Raw genomic sequence first — 21,890 nt, 5'->3', positions numbered from 1 at the left:
CCATATGCGCTGCATTCCTGGGCAACAAAAACAGAGTAATTTGAAGACGCATGCTTTCAAAGCTTGCCCCTGAGAAAACAACACTATTGCTGCTTGTGGTCGGTGCGACGACAGTATGCGGCCTGCCACTACTGTTGTTGTTCAAAACCGGACTGGCAAGTGAAGGCAGCCTGGATCTTGGACCGCTTCTGGAGGCGATTCAGAACCGCTCGGTCCAGCGGGCGCTTTGGCATTCCATTGAGAGTAGCCTTTGGTCAGCACTTGGCGCATCTATCCTCGGAACTTGCCTCGCTCTGCTCATCGGCCTGACCGACATTCGCGCGAAAGGCCTGCTGGTCTTCCTCATCCTCTTGCCGATGATGATCCCACCGCACGTCACAGCCATAGCCTGGATACAGGCGCTCGGCCCCGCCAGCCCTGTTTTACAATGGTTGGGCCTGGCACCCGAACTGGGGTCGACACATCCGCTCTATTCACGCGAAGGCCTGGTGCTTTTGCTGACGCTGCAGCACAGTCCACTCGTTTTTCTGCTTGTCCGCGCTGCCTTGCGATCCTTTCCGCGCGAGCTTTCCGATGCCGCCCGCATCTCCGGTGCTAGCGCTGCCTTGATGCTGCGCCGGATAACGCTTCCGCTCCTTGGCCCATCGCTCTTGGCCGGATTTGCGCTGGCCTTTGTTGCTGCGCTTGGCAATTTCGGCATCAATGCGCTGATCGGCATTCCGGCACGTTACACAACCTTGCCGGTGCTCGTGTGGCGGCGCCTGGCCAGCTTCGGACCGGACATTCTACCCAATGTCGCCGTGATTTCCGTCATCCTGGCATTTGTCGCGCTTGCCGCCATTTTTCTACAAAGCTTGTTGCAGCGCCGCATGCGCGCAAGCCTCATCGGGCTGCCGCAGAACCCTCTGGCGATTTCACTCGGCGCCAAGCGGTTCCTTGTCGAAGGCATCGTCTGGGTCTTTGTCGCCGGCGTGCTCTTGCTTCCGGCAGCTTCCCTGCTTGCGACGTCTTTGGTGAAGACCTACGGCCTGCCGCTGTCGCTCGGAACCCTGACATGGGACAACTTCACCGAAGTTCTCTGGCGCCAGACGGTCACGATCAGGGCATTTGCCAATTCGACATTGATTGCCGGGCTAAGCGCATTTGTCATCGCCGTTGTGAGTTTGCTTCTCGGCTATTATCTTGCTCACAGAAGTTCAGGAAACAGGCGCTTGGCCGGACTGGCGTTGACCCAGTCGGAAATCGCTTTTGCGGTTCCGGGCCTTGTCATGTCGATCGCATTCATTCTGGCCTTTATCCGACCGATCCCTTTTCTTGGTATCTCGCTCTATGGCACGATCTGGATCATCCTGATTGCATATGTCTCCGTGTTTCTTGCGGTTGGATTGAAGCCTGTCATGGCCGCATTTTTGCAAATGGACGCTTCTCTGGACGATGCGGCACGGGTATCGGGAGCCGGGTTTTTCAGGCGCATGCGCAAGATATTTGCTCCTCTAGCCGCACCATCCGCAGCTTCCGGTGCAATCCTTGTCTTTCTCACGGCTTACAATGAAGTCACGGTATCAGCGCTGCTCTGGTCAACGGGAAACGAGACCATCGGAACGACTATCTTCAACTATGAAGACGGCGGTTACACCACACTGGCAGCCGCCATGTCAGCCGTTGTGGTAGGTGCAACCATCTTCATCATGCTGGCCATGAACGTTCTGGCCAATCGCGTTCCAAACGGCACCATTCCCTGGAAGGATTGAGTTAGGCTGGCAACACCCAGCCTCGAAGAACGTCGAGACGAAGCCTGTCTCCCGGAGCAGCCTGTCGATGAAGCGACATCATCAAGTGCTGGTCCAAACCGGGCATCGAAACAAAGACGTCCCAGATACCCCCGCGATAGACCGTCCGAACCACACGGGCTTCAAAACCAGATGAGCTGCTTGCCAGAACAATATGCTCTGGTCGAAGCAGCAACGTGCCTTGTCCGGGGACGGCATTGTGCGGACACTCAACTGCCAATTCAATGCCACCAAAACCGATCTCTGCCCGGTTCTCCCAAACACGGTTGATGCTCACGGGCAAGAGCGTGCTTCGGCCAATAAAGCCCGCGACCTCTTTCGACATCGGCCTTCGATACAAGGTGTCAGGATCGTCCACCTGAAGAATTTTGCCGTCCCACATCACAGCCACTTTGTCGGCCAGCGCCATTGCTTCGCGCTGATCATGGGTAATGAAAAGTGTCGTTCCACCGCTGGCCCTGTGGAAGCTTGAAAGCTCTTCTTCCATGACGCCTCTGAGGTGCGGATCCAGATTGGCGAGCGGCTCGTCCATGAGTACCGTGCCTGCCCCTTGCGCAAGGCAACGCGCAAGCGCAACCCTTTGGCGCTGTCCGCCCGACAATTCAGCCGGTTTCCTTTGCCCAAACTCGGAAAGAGCGACAGTCTCCAGACAGTCATCAACACGGGCAGAAACAACCGACCGCCCCTTGCCCGCAGCTTCCAGAGGAAAGGCAACGTTTCCCGCGACGCTCAAATGTGGCCAAAGTGCATAAGACTGGAAGACCACCCCGACCTGGCGCTGCTCGGGAGGGACATGGAACCTCTCGCCCGCCACCTTTCGACCGTCAAGCAAGACCTCACCGGCATCGATGGGCTCAAGGCCTGCAATTGTGCGCAACAAGGTGGACTTGCCACATCCGGAAGGACCAAGAACAACAAAGAAAGTACCGTCTTCGATCGACAGCGAAACGTCATTCAGAACTTTGTGGTCACCGAAGGATTTGGACACGGCATCAAGACGGATGGACATGCCCTCCGGTATCGCTGTCTTGTGACAGGATCATTACATCGTGCGGAGTGACACCTGTTACCTGGCCCGGAGACGTAGCATCAGGTCGACTTCTTCTTCCAGGGCCCGTCCATAGGCCCGCGCCGCAGGTGCATTGCTCGTCATGAGCGTTTCATGTCGGAATAGGCAATAAGCGGCAAAGCACCAATGGTAGCCGACACGCTCCTCCAAGAAGCGCTGAACAGTTTGCTGAACCGGATAGGCCTGCAGGAACATGTCTTCCGCATGTGCGACCAGTGGGTGAAGTCCGTAAAGAGTTGCGAGACCTGGTGAGACAAATCCGACAATGTCTTCAACCGGATCACCCAAACCCGCGAACTGCCAGTCGATCAGTCTCGCACCCTCGCCCGTTGCCAGAATGGTGCCAAGACAAAAACTGCGATGAACCAGCGACCTTTCGACAGGCTTTTGTTCAACCGCATTGTCCTGAGGGCGCAGCCTTTTAAGATTGGCGGCTTTGCGGCTCTGAGGGATCGCCGCCAACATGGCATCACCGCGGCTCAGCACCTCGTGATATCCCGCTGGGACCGTTTGGTGGCCCTGACCCGGTTCTTTGAGAGCGGCAAAGCGCCCGATGAGGGCAGCGGCTTCAGAAACATCAATCTCGTTGTGTTCGGGCGACGGATATCCATAGACCAGCACCGGGGTTCCAGCCGGGCTGACCGCAAAGGCTTCCAACTCTGGTGATAATTGGTGTCGGGAAAGAACGGCAAGAGCATCAGCCTCCTGCCTTGGCAATGTTGGAAAGAGCGGATTGTCTTCAGCTTCGGGGAAGAATTCCTTGATCACATAGCTGCGGCCCGGCACATCAAGACGCCAGAAGCGGCAGGTATAGGCAACCGGTAAAGGACGCAAACGTGCGTTGTCCCAGTCTGCCTCAGGCAACTGCGTTTCCAGGAACCCCAGCAGGGAACTATCGGAGAGCTGCTCCTTCACCGAAACCTCATTGAAAAATAACGCCCCGTTCTGATCGCTTTGATCGCCCCGATCCGTCAAGCCAAAGTTTTTCTGCTGAGGAGGCCTGTCGCTTTCACTCTCTCCGATGTCGGAGTTTGAGCACTCTCCGTCGCACTGAGACTGCCCGTAAAAAGCGGCTCCTCAACTAAGCTTGCAGATCGTGGCGACAGGCCTGTCGCCCGGTTGCCCTGGCCATTCCGCCAACGCCGGCAAGTCCCAAGACAACGGATAGCGAAGCAATGACGAGCGAAATCGAAGCCGTTTCCCAGACCGAGGCACCGCCTGCCCGCCGTGGACGGCGGCGCAGAAGTGGTGACAAGAGCGGTCCGGACCTGTTTCCGCAAAAGCCGTTCAAACAACCCCGTCATCGCTTCAAACCTCTCGAAGTGGTCTCGGAGGACGAATTGGAGGCCATTCACGATGCTTCCATGCGCGTGCTGGAGGAAATCGGCATTGATTTCCTCCACGAAGACGCAAAGGCATGGCTGAAAGCTGCTGGTGCCGACATAAAACCCGGCGAAGACCGTGTGCGAATGGATCGCGCCATGGTCGAAGAGCTTGTCGCCAAGGCACCAAGCCAGTTTACCGTTCGCGCCAGGAACAGGGCACATGATCTTCAGATCGGCGGCGATGCGATTGCCTTTTCCTGTGTTGCAAGCGCGCCCAATGCAGTGGACAAGGACAGGGGCCGACGTGCTGGAAACCAGCAGGACTACCGCAACTTCCTGAAACTTTCCCAGCATTTCAACATCATTCATTGCATGATGGGATACCCGGTTGAACCCGTTGATATCCACGCGTCCGTTCGCCATCTCGATTGCGTTGCCGACATGCTGCGCCTCACCGATAAGGTGTTTCACATCTATTCGCTGGGGCGGGAACGCAATCTCGATGGTCTGGAGCTGACACGTATCGGCTATGGCCTGTCGCCTGAAGAATTTGTGCAGACACCAAGCGTTCTGACCGTCATCAACACCTCGTCACCGTTGCGTCTTGATACACCCATGCTGACGGGCCTGATCGAGATGGCCAAAGCCGGCCAGGTTTCCATCGTCACGCCGTTCACCCTTGCAGGTGCCATGGCACCTGTGACGATCGCAGGCGCACTTACGCTGCAAAACGCCGAAGCCCTTGCCGGCATCGCCTTCGCCCAGCTCGTACGTCCGGGAGCCCCGGTGGTCTATGGCGGCTTTACTTCCAATGTGGACATGAAGTCCGGTGCGCCGGCTTTCGGCACTCCGGAATACATGAAAGCCGCGATTGCCGGAGGGCAACTCGCCAGACGCTATAACCTGCCCTATCGCACCTCGGGGGTCTGTGCGGCCAACACGGTAGACTATCAGGCTGCACTCGAAACCACCTTGTCGGAATGGGGAGCAATAAACGGCGGGGGCAATCTGATCAAACATGCCGCCGGCTGGCTCGAGGGCGGTCTCAGTGCAGGGTTTGAGAAATTCATCACGGACATCGATCTGCTGCAGAAAATCCAGGAGTACCTGACACCTCTGGATGTTTCGGAAGATGCCCTTGCACTTGATGCAATCCGGGATGTTGGCCCGGCAGGACATTTCTTTGGAACCGAACACACACAGGCCCGTTACAAGGACGCCTTTTACGCCCCGATTGTCTCCGATTGGCGCAACTACGAAACATGGGCCGAAGCAGGCAGCCCAATCGCTTTCGACAAGGCGAACACACTCTACAAAAAAGCGCTCGAAGCCTACGAGGCACCGCCTATCGATCCGGCCATTGATGAAGAAATCACTGCCTTTGTCGAAAGGCGGAAAGCCGAAGGCGGCGCACCTACCGATTTTTAGTACCCACGTCAGATGTCGACCTGATCGCCAATTTTGGCGCAGGCCGTTGCGGAGCAGAATGAATGAAAACCCACACACAAGTAGTTGTCATTGGCGGCGGTGTCGTTGGCTGCAGTGTGCTCTACCATCTTACCAAACTCGGATGGACCGACGTGACGCTGGTCGAGCGGGACGAGCTGACATCCGGCTCGTCCTGGCATGCGGCGGGAGGCTTCCACACACTCAATGGCGACCCTAACGTCGCGCAACTGCAAAGCTATACGGTCGACCTTTACGAAGAACTGGAGGAAATTTCCGGCCAATCCTGCGGCCTGCACCTGACCGGCGGCGTCATGCTGGCCGATACGCCGGAACGCATGGATTTCCTGAGACTGGCTCAGGCCAAAGGGCGGTATCTCGGCATGGAACTGGAATTGATTTCCGTTGCCGAAGCCAAAACCATGTTTCCGATCCTGGACGAAAAACACTTCATCGGAGCGCTATGGGATCCGATTGAAGGTCATCTCGACCCGTCCGGAACGACCCACGCCTATGCCAAGGCCGCACGTGTGAACGGGGCGACCGTTTACCGGCACACCAAGGTGGAAGAGCTGGTTCAGACACAGGACGGCGCCTGGGACGTGATCACGAACAAAGGCACCATTCGTGCAGAGCATGTGGTCAATGCCGGGGGACTCTGGGCGCGAGAGTGTGGACGCATGGTCGGACTGGAACTTCCTGTGCTGGCTATGGAACACATGTATCTCCTGACCGATGAAATGCCTGAGGTGACGGCACACAATGCGGCTACCGGCAAGGAACTGATTGGTGTTCTTGATTTTGGCGGCGAGATCTACACACGTCAGGAAGGCAAGGGCATGTTGCTCGGAACTTACGAGCAGAACTGCAGGCCCTGGAGCCCGCGCCAGACACCTTGGGATTTCGGCCACGAATTGCTCGCTCCGGACCTGGATCGCATAGCGCCCGAGCTTGAAGTCGGGTTCGAACACTTTCCTGCGCTACAGTCCGCCGGCATCAAACAGATCATCAATGGCCCGTTCACGTTCGCTCCGGATGGCAATCCGCTTGTCGGCCCGGTACGCGGCCTGCGCAATTATTGGGTAGCGTGTGGTGTCATGGCCGGGTTCAGCCAAGGTGGCGGCGTCGGCCTGACACTTGCGAACTGGCTGGTGAATGGTGACCCTGGCTATGACATCTGGGGCATGGATGTTGCGCGCTACGGCAACTGGGCCACGCTGTCTTACACAAACGCGAAGGTCCAAGAGAATTACAGACGCCGTTTCCGTATCCGGTTTCCCAACGAAGAGCTGCCCGCTGCACGCCCGCACCAGACTACGCCACTCTACGACAGGATGCTCGCTCAGGGAGCAGTCATGGGGGACAGCTGGGGTCTTGAAACGCCGCTCTGGTTCGCACCGGAAGGCACCGAGGCGAAGGATGTGGTGTCTTTCCGAAGATCAAACGATTTCGAACATATCGGCAACGAATGCCGTGCAGTGCGTGAAAGCGTTGGCATCACTGAAATCGCAAACTTTGCGAAATACGAAGTTACCGGATCGGGTGCCGAAGACTATCTCTCACACCTGATGACAAACACCATGCCGAAGATCGGGCGGATCATACTGACCCCGATGTTGAACGAAAACGGCAAGCTGATCGGTGATTTCACAATTGCCCGGGCAGATGAAGACCGGTTCTTCATGTTCGGCTCATCTCAGGCTGAAATCTATCATTTGCGCTGGTTCGAACAGCATCTGCCGCAAGATGGGTCGGTGCAGATCCGGGCCATCAATCTAGGCTGGGTCGGGTTGTCGATAGCCGGACCCAATGCCCGCAAAGTCCTTGAAAAGGTCACGGGCGAAGACGTTTCAAATGAAGCTTTCCGCTTTATGGATTTCCACGAAATGGACGTCGCCAACGCGCCTTGCAAGGTGAATCGGATCTCTTATACCGGTGACCTTGGATACGAGATCTGGATGGCACCCGAATACGAACGGCAGGTGTACGAAGCCCTGATGAACGCCGGAGCCGAATTCGACATCCGGAACTTCGGAATGCGTGCATTGCTGGCCATGCGTCTTGAAAAGAACTTCGGCACCTGGTTTCGCGAATTCCGCCCGATCTACGGCCCATACGAAGCCGATCTTGGGCGGTTTGTGAAACTTTCCAAGGAAAGTTTCATCGGAAAGAACGCTGCTCAGAGTGAACATGACCAAGGGCCAAATCGTTTGCGCGTCAGTTTTGTCGTCGAGACCGGTGATGCCGATGTGATGGGCGATGAACCGATTTGGCATGCAGACAAAGTGATCGGCTGGGTCACGTCAGGCGGCTATGCACATTTTGTCGCCCGCTCACTCGCACAAGGATATGTGCCTGCGGAACTGGCCAAGAATCTGGACGAAGGCGCCTTCGAAATCGAAATCCTCGGAGAGCGCCGGAAAGCGACAATCAATCCCGACCCCTTGTTCGATCCCGGTGCTGACCGCATGCGCATGTGATCGCACCGGCAACTGATCGTGACTGCACTGGGAGGTGTCGGCAATCATGAATACGGAGCATTTCGGCCGGCATCGGCGCAAGATCATGCCATCGGCTTTGCCGGTTCATCCCGGAGTGATGTCGGACTACACGGCGTTGTCGGCCTATGCCACCGAAAAAGCCACCGTCCTGAACCGTCACGTGCTCGGATATGGAGACCTGGCCGAAAGCGAATGGGCCGCTCTCGGCCTGGCACCTCCGGACCTGGAAACTCTGCGTGGCTACCGCTTGCGGCGCATCAAAGAGCAATTGGCGGCCTTCGGCCTCAGTGCCGCGATCCTGTGCGATCCGCTCAATGTTCGTTATGCGACAGACGCTACCAACATGCAGGTCTGGTCGACCCACAATGCAGTCAGATACACGTTCGTTGCGCTCGAGGGACCTGTTGTCGCCTTTGACTTTCACAACTGCGAGCATCTCAACGCGCACAATCCGCTCGTCACTGAAATACGTCACGGCGTGCCCTGGTTTTACTTTGAATCCGGGCCCCGTTCAGCCGAGCTCTCTCAGAAATGGGCTGATGAACTTGCGGATCTGGTCAAGGCATTCGGCGGGGGCAATCACCGTATTGCACTCGACAAGTGCCGGCGGGAGGGTGTCGCCGCGCTCGAAAGACACGGCATAACCATCCATGACGGTGAAGAGGTCATGGAATTGGCCCGGGCCATCAAATGCCACGATGAGATCAAGGCCATGCGCCGGGCCATTGCAGCTTGTGAGGCGGCAATGCGGGAAATGGAAGAGGCACTTGTGCCCGGCATCACGGAATGGGACCTGTGGGCATACCTGCATGCCGGCAATATCAGGCGTGGAGGCGAATGGATCGAAACCCATCTGCTTTCATCAGGGCCACGCACGAATCCGTGGTTTCAGGAGGCCTCGGCACGTCAGATCAACGAAGGTGAGCTTGTCGCGTTCGATACCGATCTCGTTGGTCCTTACGGCATGTGTTGCGATATCTCCCGCACGTGGCTGTGCGGCGACGGAGTGCCGACCAATGAACAACGCGCGCTTTATGAGATGGCAGTCGACCAGATTGAAACCAATATTCAGATGCTGGCGCCGGGCCGGAGCTTCCGCGAGCTGTCACATCGGGGCAAAAGCCTACCGGATGACTGTCTGGCAAATCGCTACTCGGTCCTGTTCCATGGCGTTGGACTTTGCGATGAATATCCGGCGGTGCCCTATCCGGCGGATTGGGAGGCTGGCGGCTATGATGGTGTGCTGGAAGCAGGAATGGTGGTGTGTGTCGAAAGCTACGCGGGACGCCACGGCGGGTATGAAGGGGTGAAACTGGAAGAACAGCTTCTCATCACCGATACCGGCTCAGAGCGCCTGAGCACCTATCCTTGGGACGCAAGACTGATGGGCCGCCCGCGTTGACGGCCCTCAGAAACGGGACGGCAATGGTGTCACTTCAGGCGAAGGATCTTGGCACCGAGGTTCCGTGCATAATCATCTTGGGTAACCACAACGACCTTGGTTTCACGCACGTCGGTATGCTTCAGCTCAAGCGGAGTTTTGCCGCCTGGATTGACCACGACCTTGCGTGTCGGTGGCAAAGCGCGAAACACCAGAACACCTGCCTCCTTGGTGACAATTGCTCCGTAAGGCTCATCATGAAGAATACGAACCGTACCGCTTTCAGCCAGGACCGCAGTGCTTGAAACCGCTGCCAGAGCGGCAACCGCACACAGTGTTTTCAGAAATACTTTCATGACGCTTCTCGCAGTTAAGTTTTTATTTGCCTAGAATCGTAACCCTTTCTTAACTTCTGCACCAGTGTTTCTGCGACGTTAACCAATAAAAAGAAACGCCCCGGCACCAAAACCGGAGCGTTTGTCTTAAATTGAAACACTTCTGATCTTAAGCGGCTGCCTTGGGGTGTATTTCAACACCGTTTTCAACGAAATTTGCATTCGCTGACAGCAGATCAGACAAGCCTTTTCTGAATTGTCTCTTGAGCAACGGTGTCAGCAACCAGCCGATGGGCCCGAACTTGGGCGTGAACTCTATCCGCATCGTTACTTGCGTCTGCCTGACTGACAATGCTGCAAAGTCCAACGTAACCCGAGCGGTCTTCAACGGCACATTGGCGTCGAAGATGTCGATGACCAGATGCTCTTCGGGCTGATAGCTGATAATCCGCTCTTTCAGATAGGTTTTTCCGTCCACATGTTTGCAATGCCGCTCAGCTCCAAGCCCGGTCGCCACACTGTTTGACAGCAAAGGCGACTGATTGATTTGAGGATTGAACCGGTAGATTTCGTCAAACCGATCCCAGCTTTGCCAGACTTCGGAAATGGGTGCATTGACGGTTTGAAAAACAGCAGCTTCAGGCATGCTCATTTCCTCCTTTTGTACGGGGCTTCAAAGACGGCGCAACCAATCGGCAATGCCCTGCCCGATCTGATGTGGGTGTTCTTCCTGCAGAAAGTGCGTGCCAGCTCCCACGAAGCGGACTTCGAGGTTGGAGGCGTTCAATGCCATATACTCGGCAACCGCCTTGGGTGTGATGGCTCCCGGCTCGGCGTAAAAGAGCAGCTTCGGAATGTCGGTGGTAAAGAGCCACTCACCGTTCAGCGTTACTTCCTTTGCCACGTCAGCCGGATTGCCGCCGATCGGCACCTGGCGGGGCCAGGCAAGAACCGGTTTGCGTGAATCAGGTGTTGGAAAAGGTTCGCGATAATGGTCCATTTCCTCTTGACCAAGCTTCCTGATCACCCCGAACTCAGGCAACGTCACTTCAACGAAGAAGTTCTCTTGAAGAACCAGCCGCGCACCTTCATCGCTATTCATCAACCGGAAGAAATCAGCGATCTGTTCAGGCATCGCTTCGTAACTTGGTGCCGGCATGGCCGGCGGTACGATGGCTTCCATAAGCACCAGTGCACTGACCCGTTCCGGATGAAGGCGCGCGTACCGCATGCCGAGCGCTGATCCCCAATCATGCACGACAAGAACAACGTCGTTGAGATCAAGGTCGGTCAGAAAGGCGTCAAGATAGGCTGCATGATCGGCAAAGCTGTAATCGATATCGGGTTTGCCGCTGTCACCCATTCCGATGAGGTCAGGAGCAATCGCACGATATCCTTCCGGCATGTGCGGGATCACATTGCGCCACAGATAGGATGAGGTCGGATTGCCATGCAGAAAGACGACCGGTTGACCGCTGCCTTCATCAACGTAGCTGATATGCGATCCCTTGATGCCAAGTTGCTTTTTCGCAAACGGAAAGTCAGACCCAATTTCAATGCCGTATGGTGCGGACCCCGTCGGCCTTGACGACGCGGTCTGAGCGTTTGCGGCTCCCGGAATTGCGAGCGCCATCGCGCCCGCCCCGGCTGCCATGCCCTGTAACAGTCCCCGTCGATTTGTTTTGAATTGCTGATTCTTGTTCATTCCCCGTCCACTCCTCGTTCGTGTCCGTCCTTGCCCGGACAAGTACTGATGGCTATTAGATGTGGATAGAAAGTTGCTATGGAATATTCATTCGATAGCCATGGTGGATCAAAAACGATCCACTCAGCAATCATATTCCAGGAAGAGAGTGCTCAGCCATGAAGAAGGAGTTGGACTGGGATCATCTGCGAATTTTTCTGGCGTCGGTGCGCACAGGCAGCTTCCGAAAGGCGGCGGAAAGACTTGCGGTGAACCACGGCACCGTTCACCGCGCAATTTCCGCGCTCGAAACCGACCTGGGTACGCGGCTGTTCGACCGAACTTCGAGTGGACTTCAGCTCACGCAGCCCGGTGAAACACTTGTCGCCCCGGCAGAGGAAATGGAGACACAGGCCAACACCATTACCCGCAAGTTGACCGGCCTCGATATGGTTCCTTCGGGCACCATCCGGCTTAGCCTCCCCCCAGCCTTTTCACACGGATTGCTGTCAGACATGCTGCTTGAGTTTGCAAAGCACTACCCCGAGATCACTGTGCGGGCGATCTCGACAAACCGGGTGTCGGATCTGTTGCGTCTGGAGGCTGACATTTCCCTCAGGGTGGCCACAAATGTGGATGAAGACGTCTTCGGCCGGAAGTTGATCCGTTTCGTGCAGGCCGTCTATGCATCACCCGACTACCTTAAGCGGCATGAAAGCATGGTGGAAAAGAACGGCGAAGGAGCACACTGGATCACCTGGGGCGACAATCATGACTGGATTGCGCAAAGCCCGTTTCCAAAAGCGAAGGTACGCCATGTCCTGCCGGAAGTTTCCATGCAGATTGAAGCCGCGGCCAAGGGTCTTGGCCTGATCAAGGTTCCCGCGTTTGCAGGCGACGCGGACCCGCGAATCCTCCGTGTACCGTCCTTGCCGGTGCTGCCTGGCTACAACTTGTGGCTTCTTTATCGTGGCGACCTGCGACGCGTTGCCAGGATCCGCGCCTTTGTCGACTTCACGACCGCTTATTTTGATCGCAACAAACACCTGTTCACACGCTGACCAGCCGCTGCAGTAACACTAGGCTGAAACACCGAGAGCAAGTTCACGGAAACACTCCTCGACATGCTGCGCAAAAGCATGCGTGGCCTTGCCGGCACGCGCCCGCTCGCGCATGACGATGTGATAGTCGCCGATCTCGGGAAGACCATGGCGCTCGTCCAACACCTGCAACGGCGCTTCGACAACACTTGCCGGAAAGGGCGCAATGGCAAGGTCCGCAAGGAGAGCTGCCTCCTGGCCCGCGCTGTGAAAGCTTGTATAGGAAATCCGGTAAGGTTTTTGCGCATCGTCAAGCGCAACCCGCGCCGCGCGGCGCCAGGGACAGCCAGGTGTGGACACAGCAAGGGGCAAAGGTTCCCGGTCGTAGGCAATTCCGCCTTCGAGGCCGACCCAGACCAAAGGCTCGGTGAAGACGATCTCACCGCCGCTTGCCAGTCCCGTGCCCGGGCGGGCCGTGAAGAGCACTAGATCCAGCTCTCCTGTCTTGACCTTTTCATCCAGCATCGGGCTGCCGTCCAGGTGAACATCCACATTGACGCCGGGATGGGAACGGGCAAAGCGGGACAGAATATTGGGCAAAAGTCGTGTGCCGAAGTCGGACGGGGCTCCAAAGCGAACCTCACCTTCCACGTCAGGCGCAACAAACAGCGAAACCGCTTCCTCGTTCAACATCAAGATCCGGCGTGCGTAGCCAAGCAGGGCCTCACCCTCCGGCGTCAATCGGACGCTGCGTCCTTCCCGTACGAACACGGCAACGTCCAACATGGTTTCCAGTTTCTTAATCTGCATGGACACCGCTGAAGGTGTTCGGCCAATGAGTTCTGAAGCTTTTGAAAAACTTGATGTTTCTGCAATCACCAGGAAGGTTCGATAGAGTTCCAGATCGATGAGCGGCGTCCCGCTGCCGGGCAGTTTATCCATGAAAACGTCCAAACATGTATGAGTTCAATTTTTTTGAACAGTTCGATGAATACAATTCGATTGATTGAAACGCAAGGAAGGCCCATATGTTGCTCAAGCGGCCAGTATATTACGCAGTGGACCGCCCGTACCCACAACATCAAAACAAGGATTGGGATTGCCATGACTTATCTCGCTCAAGCTTTGCGCACCAACCTCATGGGTGTCGTTTCCGGCCATTCCGCTGCAGAATTGGCCAGGATGAACCAGGCCCTGCGCCTGCGCGAAACCGCACAAGACCCGAAGGCTGCACGCTGACAGTCTGACGTGATGGCGTGATTTATGCCAGAACGGGATATCCAAGCACAGAAGCTTCCCGCTCCATGGCAGGGATGCTCGCATAGTCTTCAAGACCGAGTTTAGAAAAGCCGCGAATGCCCAACCGTTCGCGGCTTTTTTGCGTCTTCTGATCTTGGAGCACATCCGCAACGACATCCGCAATCTGCGCGGCCTGTGCGACTGAGAAACGGTTGGATGTGATCATTGGAAGCCCTGGCGCGGGCAAAGTCTGCGCTATTGGTCGCACTTTGTCGGCAAGCTCAGGAAATTCCTGGCAGACAAGCCACCAGCACACTGCATCGATACTTGCGACATCAGCTTCACCGGCGGCAACTGCTTTTACCGACTTCAGGTGCCCGCCGCTCTCAACAACCGACGAGAAAAACGGTTTCCCGTTGGACAAAGGCGCTACGCTGCGGCGAAAGGCGTTCATACCCGATTGGCTGTCCGGTGTGTTGAAGACCGCCCGCGCGCCGCGCAAGTCTTCCAGTGTCTCATGGGAGCTGTTCTTGCCGACAATTATCTGGCTGCAATAAAAGTGGTCACGGCACCCCGGGGCCGCATAATGAGCGGCACCCAGAAGTCTCACCCTTCCATTCAAGGCATGGGTCAGTGGATAGCCGCAGGTTTGAGTGAGCAGAACGCCCGGCTCACTCCAGCTTTCATGAACATCCAGTTCAATCGGCCAAGGCGTGAACTGTTCCGGTCCGATACCCAGAGCAGTGGTGATTGCGTCCTGGAAGGCCTCTTCAAGGGCACTCGTTGCCTTGCGCACTTCCGGCCAGTCATACATCGGCAACCGCACCGGATGATACACAGGCACGGTCAATGCGCGGCCCCACCCGTCGAAGACACTTGGGCAGGCGGTCCTCCTGCAATTTCCTTCCGGTACTTGATGGGATGCACAACCGGCTCCTTCACCTTGAACAAATAGCGTTTTGCCAGATCGAGGTAGCTGTCAAAAACATATCCCTTGTTGCGCCTTTGCCAGGCCGCACGCCCTTCCCGGTAAATGGCCGGAAGCTCATACCAGGGCGCCCTCGGATGGGCATGATGCACGACATGGAGATTGTTGTTCAAAAAAAGCAAAGCAAAAACCGGGCTGTTTTCAACCACGATCGAACGCGCTTCCGCGTCCTCATGTGCCCTGTGCTCAGCAAACGTGCGCAACATCAGGAGACTCAGTGCCGGATAGGCGACACACAGGATGTAAAGCCAAATCGACATGCCGCCAATATAGACAACAAAGAGTAGGACGGGGACGATGCCTGCCACGTGATGGGCCCACGCCTTGAGGACAGCCCCGTCACCCCGCAGCATCAATCGAACTTCCGACCCGACAAAACCGATTGTCGATACAGCGGGACCCATAAGAAGGCGGCCGAGCAGGGTATTGTTCAGTGTTAGAATAAATCGGATGACGCTTGGCAGCCTTTGCCAGTCTGCCCACGCCAGATAGAAGCTCTCCGGATCATCGTAAGGATCGGTCAAGCGGTCGTTGTTGTGGTGCCTCAGATGCAGCGATTTGAACCGGCGATATGGGATGAAGAGATTGAGTGAACAATAGACCAGTGCTTCATTGATGGCCGGGCTGCGCGTTGGATGCCCGTGGAGTACTTCGTGCTGCAGCGATGCCTGAAGTGTCACAAGCACGGCCGCAAGTGGACAAACAATCCAACCACCGAGCATTCCGTAGGAACCGATCAGCAGCATCCAGATTGCCGACACACCCAGTATCAAGGCCAAGGTCGGCCATTCGCAGACATTCTCGCGCGGCACAAAAAACTCCCAAATTATTGAAAAATCGGCAAAAACCGAACTGAACCGCAATTACTATGCGGTGTTGTCTACAGCGCTTCAATTGGGGAGTTTTGAACAAAATCTACATTGTCTAATTTATTTCAATAATTGGGGAATAAAAGAACCAAAGTTTAATATTAATAACAAACTAAGAGGAATTTCGACAAATTTCCGACTGTTTCTCAACAGGACTGGGCGCTTATGGTTCTGGATAATTGTGAACTTGAGGTCTGTTCCAGCCTGACGCAAGAAAACCGCCACACCAACCGGGAGGACGCGCTTGGTGACCGATCCTGAAAACCGATACGACGCAATAATCATCGGCGCCGGTGTGATCGGGTGCGCAATTGCCTTTCATTTGACGAAGCGGGGCTACAAGACACTAAATGTCGATGCTTTGCCTGCGGCCGGGTATGGGTCCACGTCAAGCTCCGCAGCCGTCATTCGGACCTACTATTCAACACGGGACGGAACTGCGATGGCCTATGAGGGCTATCACGAGTGGAAAAACTGGCAGCAAATACTCGGCACTGACACTCATGATGGCCTTGCTCAATTCATTGAAACCGGCACGCTTGTCATGAAGACGGCCGCCGACAACTACCAAAAACAGGTTCTGGAACATGCTGACGCGCTCGGCATCGCTTATGAACATTGGACGGCCGAGCGGATCGTAAAGGAACTCCCGGGTTATGATCTTGCGTGCTTTGCACCGGCCAAGACAATGGAGGACGATGAATTCGGCACCCGCTCTGGCGGCGAACTGACGGGCGGCGTGTTCTTCTTCGCAGGTGGCTATGTCGACGATCCCCAGATCGCGGCTCGAAATCTCAAGGACGCCGCGGCCAGCAAAGGGGCGGCTTTCCGTTTCAACACGAGGATCGTTGACATCCCGACCAGGAACAACCGCGTTCAGGGCGTTGTGTGTGACACCGGAGAAGAAATATCGGCCGGAATTGTCATCAATGTCGGAGGTCCGCATTCAGGCAAGGTCAATGCACTTCTTGACGTGGATCCCGGCGTCCGGATCGGACATCGCCCCCTGCGCCAGGAAGTCGTGCAGATCAAACCACCGGAAACACTGGGCTATTCACGACAGGGCTTGGTCATCTCCGACAATGACATTTCGGTTTACGTTAAGCCCGGCAGCGGCGGGCAATTGATGATCGGTAGTCAAAACCCGGCCTGCGATCCGCATCTGGAGGCCGATCCGGACGATTTTTCAAGAGACCTGACCGACAGGGCACTCACCTATGCCTATCGCTATTCTCAACGCCTGCCCGAACTCGGCGTCTCTCAGCACCCTGTTGGTGTCGCCGATCTTTATGACGCGACGGACGACTGGTTGCCGATTTACGACTGCAGCGATGTAGACGGCTACTACCTCGCCATAGGCACCAGCGGCAACCAGTTCAAAAACGCCACGGTCGCCGGACGATTGATGGGCGAATTGATAGATTATTGCGAAGGCGGCAACGACCATGACGCTGAACCTCTGCAATTTGCACTGCATCATGTTGAGCACACGCTCAATACGGCAACCTTCTCCCGGCGACGCGAGCTGACAAAGGAAAGTTCCTTTTCGGTCCTGGGCTAGGGTTGATCGTCCGGGGCAGCGGAAAAGGAAACTCTCTTGGTCGAATCGCACAAATCAGGCTAAGCAACGGAGCACACCTTAAAGGAGCTCTTCCGTGGCCTGGTCTCCCCAGCAAGACGACGCCTTGAATGAAACCGCCGCCTGGCTGAAACGCGGTGACCGGCAGGTCTTCCGGCTGTTCGGGTATGCCGGAACCGGCAAAACCACTCTCGCCCGCCATCTGGCAGAAGGCATCGACGGAGACGTCTGCTTCGGTGCGTTCACTGGCAAGGCGGCTCATGTATTGCGTCAGAAAGGGTGCGAGGATGCCGGCACCATTCATTCCCTGATTTATCGTCCCCGATCTGCCAAGGAAGAAGAAGATCTTGATGACGACGACGAAGATACCGGCCCGCAATTCGCGATAAAGCGTGACAGTGCCGCGGCCACGGCCAGCCTGATCGTCATCGACGAATGCTCCATGGTCGACGAGGAGTTGGGCAAGGACCTTCTGTCCTTTGGGACACCGGTACTTGTGCTTGGTGATCCGGCTCAGCTTCCCCCCGTCAAGGGCGGTGGCTTTTTTACCGAAGCAGAGCCGGATGTGATGCTGACCGAAGTTCATCGGCAGGCGCAGGACAACCCGATTGTCCGGATGTCGATGACCATTCGCGATGGTGGTCAACTGGACTATGGCGAGTTCGGCGAGAGCATGGTCATCAACCGACGCCAGATCGACAAGGAACAGATCCTCGGAGCCGATCAGGTTCTGGTTGGAACCAACAAGACCCGCAGGCTCTATAACGCGCGTATCCGCGAGTTGAAGAATTTTGACACGCCCATGCCGGCCGTTGGTGACAAGCTGGTGTGTCTGAGAAACGACAAGACCAAGGGACTGCTGAATGGCGGTCTCTGGACTGTCAAACGCCTGCGTCCACCAAGGGGCAACACCTTGCGTTTCGACGTTCATTCGGAAGACGAACTCAGCAAACTGGCTGTGAAGGTGAAAGTGCTGCCGGCCATGTTTGAAGACGGAGCGGAGAGTATCCCTTATGCCATTCGTCGCAAGGCCGATGAGTTCGACTACGGCTACGCTCTGACCGTTCACAAGGCACAGGGATCGCAGTGGGATAGTGTGGTGCTGTTCGACGAAAGCTGGGCTTTTCGCGAACACAAAAGCCGCTGGCTTTATACCGCCGTCACCAGGGCGGCAGAGCGCATTACTGTCGTAAAATAGGCTGGTCTACTGCGGCAAGTTCATCAAAGACCTGGTCGCTGTTCAGGATCGGTAGCGCGCGCAATCCGGTCTCAATAAATGTTTTGAGGTCACTCTTGCTGCTTCCACCCCGCCCAAGGATGGCGATCGCGGAAAACTGCCCATCAACAAAGGTCGCTGCCCGGTCGAGGTCGGCATCGGACGCAAATTCGCCATTGGACACTGCCTTCAATAAGCGCTCCCGGATCATGGCGTAACGTGAGTCCCGCAACCCGAGGACCAGTTCCCGATGCCGGTCAGACCCATAGGCGCAATCGACCAGCGCATTGACGAGAAAACAGCCTGACGGAGTGTTGGGGTCCATCGTCAAATCGGCAACCGCTCCCAAAAACTCACGCAGATCCGCCACTACATGTTTTCTGGCTGCCATCAGACGGTCGAAGACAGGGCCTGCGTAGGTCTCAAAATAATGCAGCAGCGCTTTTTCGAAGAGAGCTTCCTTGTCGCCGAATGCCGCATAGAGACCAGGCTTTGCCATGCCCGAGACCTCAGACAGATCTGTCATGGACGTTGCGGAATATCCGTTCTGCCAGAAAGCGAGCATGACCGCCTGAAGAGCGTCTTTCGCTTCCACTTTCCTCGGCCGTCCCCGTGGCATCGGCATAAACTCCTTTCCGCAACCAATTCCTGAACAATCCAGCCTCTATTTAGATTGTTATTCAGCAACAGCAATGCGGCTATATGATCACAGCAGTTTGGCAAACATAGCCATGATTTCGGAACGCATAATACGCAATGTGTTGCAAATCGTTCAAGATCAGCAAGAAAACCACTCATGATTGCACCTTGATTGCAACAATTTTTCCAAAACGGACCGAAGCAGACAGGCTGAGGTGAGCTATATCGGCGATGGCTCAATCACGACCAGTTTCCCGGTGGAAGGATTTATTCTGGCTCTTTCATGCCATAGATAGGGACACTATCGTCTGCGGCTTCAAAGGCCTCTTATTGGAAAGCTTCATCGTAAATGGTCAGTGTTTCATCACCCTCGCAATCCCAGACCGGCAACAACAGCACCGTGGCCGCTGGAACGGCAACCAGGATCGCACAGCGAATCTCCGAGGAAATTGGGTGCAAAGCCGGCCAGGTGAACGCAGCAGTGCAATTGCTCGATGAAGGGTCGACCGTTCCCTTTATTGCCCGCTACCGAAAGGAAGCCACCGGCGGCCTGGACGACAGCCAGCTGCGCAAGCTTGAAGAACGCCTGATCTATCTTCGCGAGCTTGAAGACCGCCGAGTGGCCATAACGAAATCGATTGAAGAACAGGGCAAACTCACTGACGTGCTGACCAATGGTATTCAGGCAGCGGAAACCAAATCACAACTTGAAGACTTGTATCTTCCCTACAAGAAAAAGCGGCGGACCAAAGCACAGATCGCCAGGGAAGCCGGTCTCGAGCCACTCGCCGATCAGCTGTTGGCTGACCCACAGAAGGATCCGGAAACCGAGGCAAACGCTTTTGTGGACGAAGGCAAGGGCATTGCCGATACCAAGGCTGCCCTGGATGGCGCTCGGCAAATTCTTATGGAGCGGTTTGCCGAAAACGCGGACCTCGTCGGAAGGCTGAGACGCCATGTTGAAGACCGGGGCGTCGTGCAGTCCAAGCTCATCGATGGCATGGCAGACAAGGGTGCGAAATTCGCCGACTATTTCGACTACTCGGAAAAGTGGTCGAAAATTCCGAGTCACAGGGCTCTGGCGCTGTTTCGTGGCCGCAACGAGGGCATTCTGTCCGTTGATCTGACCGTCGACGCCGACGATGTTTCACCCATATTGCCTGCAGTCAGGATGGTGGCCGACACATATGGCATAGCCGATCGTGGTCGACCTGCGGACAAGTGGCTGATGGAAGTTGCAAGGTTTGCCTGGAAGGTAAAACTGGCGCTCCACTTGGAACTTGATCTGATGGGAGTTCTTCGCGACAAGGCGGAAGAAGAAGCCATTCAGGTTTTTGCGAGAAATTTGAAAGATCTGCTTTTGGCCGCGCCGGCAGGTGCCACGGCAACACTCGGGCTCGATCCGGGAATTCGCACTGGGGTGAAGGTCGCCGTGGTGGACGGAACCGGAAAACTGGTCGATACCGCAACAATCTATCCCTTCCAGCCGCGCAACGACATTTCAGGTTCTAGGGCGACATTGCTTGCCCTTATGGCGAAACACAAGGTCGGGCTTCTGGCGATTGGCAACGGCACCGCCAGCCGGGAAACCGACAAGCTTGCCGCTGATGTGTTGTCCGACATTCCTTCTGCACAACGCCCGGTCAAGGTGATCGTCAACGAGGCCGGTGCATCCGTCTATTCGGCATCGGAGCTCGCAGCAAAGGAAATGCCGGACATTGATGTGTCCCTCAGGGGTGCGGCATCAATTGCGAGGCGTTTGCAAGACCCGCTCGCCGAGCTCGTCAAGATCGAGCCGAAATCCATCGGGGTCGGTCAGTACCAGCATGATGTCAATCAAAGCAAACTTGCACGCGCGCTTGATGCTGTTGTCGAAGACGCAGTGAATGCGGTCGGCGTTGATCTCAACACCGCCTCTCCTGCACTCCTCTCACGCATTTCCGGCCTATCCGAAAGCCTTGCCACGGCCGTTGTGGAACATCGGGACGGCATCGGCCGCTTTGACAGCCGCCGCCAACTCAAGGACGTGCCGCGCCTCGGCGCAAAGGCTTTTGAACTGTGCGCGGGCTTTCTGCGGATCAACGACGGCAAGGAACCGCTTGATGCGTCTTCTGTTCACCCGGAAGCCTATCCGCTTGCCAAACGCATCGTGAAGGCCTGCGGACGGGATGTCCGGCAGATCATGGGTGACAACGCTTTGCTCAAGGGTCTCGACCCTTCAGAGTTTACCGACGAGACTTTCGGACTGCCGACCGTTGAGGACATTTTCTCAGAACTTGAGAAGCCCGGCCGCGATCCGCGCCCGGAATTCAAGACGGCCGCCCTCCAGGACGGTGTTGAGGAAATTTCGGACCTGAAACAAGGAATGAAGCTCGAAGGCACCGTCACCAATGTCACCAATTTCGGTGCGTTTGTGGATGTCGGCGTCCACCAAGACGGTCTCGTTCACGTTTCACAGCTTGCCGACCGCTTCGTCGACGATCCCCACAAGGTCGTCAAGGCAGGTGACATCGTCAAAGTAACGATCCTCGACGTCGATGTTCCGCGCAAGCGCATCTCTATGACGATGAAATCCCAGACCGACTACCAGGAACAGCGCGAGCGTCCGCGGCAGGATAGAGGTGGTCAGAGCCATAAGGGCTCCGGCAATCGGGGCCCGGCAGGCCGTGGGCCCCGCGGTGGTCCCTCCGGTGGTGGAAAGGGCAACACTCCGAAGGGCTCCGGCGACGGTGGCAACAACGCCATGGCGGCAGCCCTTGCAGCGGCCATGAACAAGAAAAGAACGTGAG

The 21,890-nt window shown here is 56.2% G+C and carries 18 protein-coding genes; 9 read left to right on the top strand and 9 right to left on the bottom strand.

Annotated elements, in window-relative coordinates; translation table 11 throughout:
- Window positions 1-50: 50 nt before the first annotated feature.
- Entirely contained in the window at window positions 51-1,751 is a 1,701-nt protein-coding gene (locus K1718_RS05620; protein ID WP_265682921.1) for an ABC transporter permease, read from the top strand.
- A 1-nt stretch (window position 1,752) separates the two neighbouring features.
- Here the strand turns inward: K1718_RS05620 and K1718_RS05615 are convergent, their stop codons facing one another.
- On the bottom strand, window positions 1,753-2,799 hold the full coding sequence (locus K1718_RS05615; protein WP_265682919.1) for an ABC transporter ATP-binding protein: 1,047 nt from the start codon (window positions 2,797-2,799) through the stop codon (window positions 1,753-1,755).
- 57 nt (window positions 2,800-2,856) lie between these two features.
- A complete protein-coding gene (locus K1718_RS05610) occupies window positions 2,857-3,774 on the bottom strand; it encodes a phosphotransferase (RefSeq protein WP_152499995.1) in 918 nt (305 codons plus the stop codon).
- Between the two features lie 260 nt (window positions 3,775-4,034).
- On the opposite strand from K1718_RS05610, the gene K1718_RS05605 reads away from it, so the two are divergent.
- The 3 genes from K1718_RS05605 to K1718_RS05595 all read left to right on the top strand — a co-directional run bounded on the left by K1718_RS05605 (window position 4,035) and on the right by K1718_RS05595 (window position 9,533).
- Window positions 4,035-5,612 carry a trimethylamine methyltransferase family protein gene (locus tag K1718_RS05605; RefSeq protein ID WP_265682916.1) on the top strand — a complete coding sequence of 526 codons (1,578 nt, stop codon included), beginning with the start codon at window positions 4,035-4,037 and terminating at the stop codon, window positions 5,610-5,612.
- 62 nt (window positions 5,613-5,674) lie between these two features.
- Complete coding sequence (locus K1718_RS05600) at window positions 5,675-8,110, top strand: GcvT family protein (RefSeq protein ID WP_265682914.1); 2,436 nt, start codon at window positions 5,675-5,677, stop codon at window positions 8,108-8,110.
- Window positions 8,111-8,156: 46 nt separating this feature from the next.
- On the top strand, window positions 8,157-9,533 hold the full coding sequence (locus K1718_RS05595; protein ID WP_265682913.1) for a M24 family metallopeptidase: 1,377 nt from the start codon (window positions 8,157-8,159) through the stop codon (window positions 9,531-9,533).
- Between the two features lie 29 nt (window positions 9,534-9,562).
- Here the strand turns inward: K1718_RS05595 and K1718_RS05590 are convergent, their stop codons facing one another.
- From K1718_RS05590 to K1718_RS05580, 3 genes are all read right to left on the bottom strand, one after another.
- On the bottom strand, window positions 9,563-9,868 hold the full coding sequence (locus tag K1718_RS05590) for a hypothetical protein (RefSeq protein WP_265682912.1): 306 nt from the start codon (window positions 9,866-9,868) through the stop codon (window positions 9,563-9,565).
- Window positions 9,869-10,016: 148 nt separating this feature from the next.
- Complete coding sequence (locus tag K1718_RS05585; protein ID WP_173005901.1) at window positions 10,017-10,493, bottom strand: SRPBCC family protein; 477 nt, start codon at window positions 10,491-10,493, stop codon at window positions 10,017-10,019.
- Between the two features lie 27 nt (window positions 10,494-10,520).
- Window positions 10,521-11,552: a haloalkane dehalogenase gene (locus K1718_RS05580; RefSeq protein ID WP_265682909.1), complete on the bottom strand. Its 1,032-nt coding sequence runs from the start codon at window positions 11,550-11,552 to the stop codon at window positions 10,521-10,523.
- A gap of 158 nt (window positions 11,553-11,710) precedes the next feature.
- Here K1718_RS05580 and K1718_RS05575 point away from each other — a divergent pair, with 158 nt between their 5' ends.
- Window positions 11,711-12,592: a LysR family transcriptional regulator gene (locus tag K1718_RS05575; RefSeq protein WP_265682907.1), complete on the top strand. Its 882-nt coding sequence runs from the start codon at window positions 11,711-11,713 to the stop codon at window positions 12,590-12,592.
- A gap of 18 nt (window positions 12,593-12,610) precedes the next feature.
- Here K1718_RS05575 and K1718_RS05570 read toward each other — a convergent pair whose 3' ends face one another.
- Entirely contained in the window at window positions 12,611-13,513 is a 903-nt protein-coding gene (locus tag K1718_RS05570) for a LysR family transcriptional regulator (protein ID WP_152499988.1), read from the bottom strand.
- 162 nt (window positions 13,514-13,675) lie between these two features.
- Between K1718_RS05570 and K1718_RS05565 the strand changes: the two genes are divergently transcribed.
- Window positions 13,676-13,810 (top strand): hypothetical protein, encoded by a 135-nt coding sequence (locus K1718_RS05565; protein WP_256366676.1) that lies wholly within the window; start codon window positions 13,676-13,678, stop codon window positions 13,808-13,810.
- Between the two features lie 22 nt (window positions 13,811-13,832).
- Here K1718_RS05565 and K1718_RS05560 read toward each other — a convergent pair whose 3' ends face one another.
- Entirely contained in the window at window positions 13,833-14,654 is an 822-nt protein-coding gene (locus K1718_RS05560; RefSeq protein WP_247649405.1) for a phosphate/phosphite/phosphonate ABC transporter substrate-binding protein, read from the bottom strand.
- A gap of 2 nt (window positions 14,655-14,656) precedes the next feature.
- The gene (locus K1718_RS05555; RefSeq protein ID WP_265682906.1) at window positions 14,657-15,610 is read right to left on the bottom strand and encodes a fatty acid desaturase; all 954 of its coding nucleotides are present in this window, start codon (window positions 15,608-15,610) and stop codon (window positions 14,657-14,659) included.
- A 304-nt stretch (window positions 15,611-15,914) separates the two neighbouring features.
- On the opposite strand from K1718_RS05555, the gene K1718_RS05550 reads away from it, so the two are divergent.
- Together K1718_RS05550 and K1718_RS05545 are read left to right on the top strand one after the other, a co-directional pair.
- Window positions 15,915-17,228, top strand: a complete 1,314-nt coding sequence (locus K1718_RS05550; protein ID WP_265682903.1) for an NAD(P)/FAD-dependent oxidoreductase — start codon at window positions 15,915-15,917, stop codon at window positions 17,226-17,228.
- A gap of 94 nt (window positions 17,229-17,322) precedes the next feature.
- Window positions 17,323-18,444, top strand: coding sequence for an ATP-dependent DNA helicase (locus tag K1718_RS05545; RefSeq protein WP_152499985.1), 1,122 nt, complete (start codon window positions 17,323-17,325; stop codon window positions 18,442-18,444).
- Here K1718_RS05545 and K1718_RS05540 read toward each other — a convergent pair.
- Window positions 18,428-19,081, bottom strand: a complete 654-nt coding sequence (locus K1718_RS05540; RefSeq protein ID WP_152499984.1) for a TetR/AcrR family transcriptional regulator — start codon at window positions 19,079-19,081, stop codon at window positions 18,428-18,430. The two genes, K1718_RS05545 and K1718_RS05540, sit on opposite strands and share 17 nt — an antisense overlap.
- A 369-nt stretch (window positions 19,082-19,450) precedes the next feature.
- Here K1718_RS05540 and K1718_RS05535 point away from each other — a divergent pair, with 369 nt between their 5' ends.
- Entirely contained in the window at window positions 19,451-21,889 is a 2,439-nt protein-coding gene (locus K1718_RS05535; protein ID WP_265682901.1) for a Tex family protein, read from the top strand.
- The last annotated feature ends 1 nt before the right edge of the window (window position 21,890 follow it).

It is taken from the genome of Roseibium porphyridii, from assembly GCF_026191725.2.
In the GTDB taxonomy this organism is placed as follows: domain Bacteria; phylum Pseudomonadota; class Alphaproteobacteria; order Rhizobiales; family Stappiaceae; genus Roseibium; species Roseibium porphyridii.
This window is presented reverse-complemented; position numbering and strand designations above follow the sequence as displayed.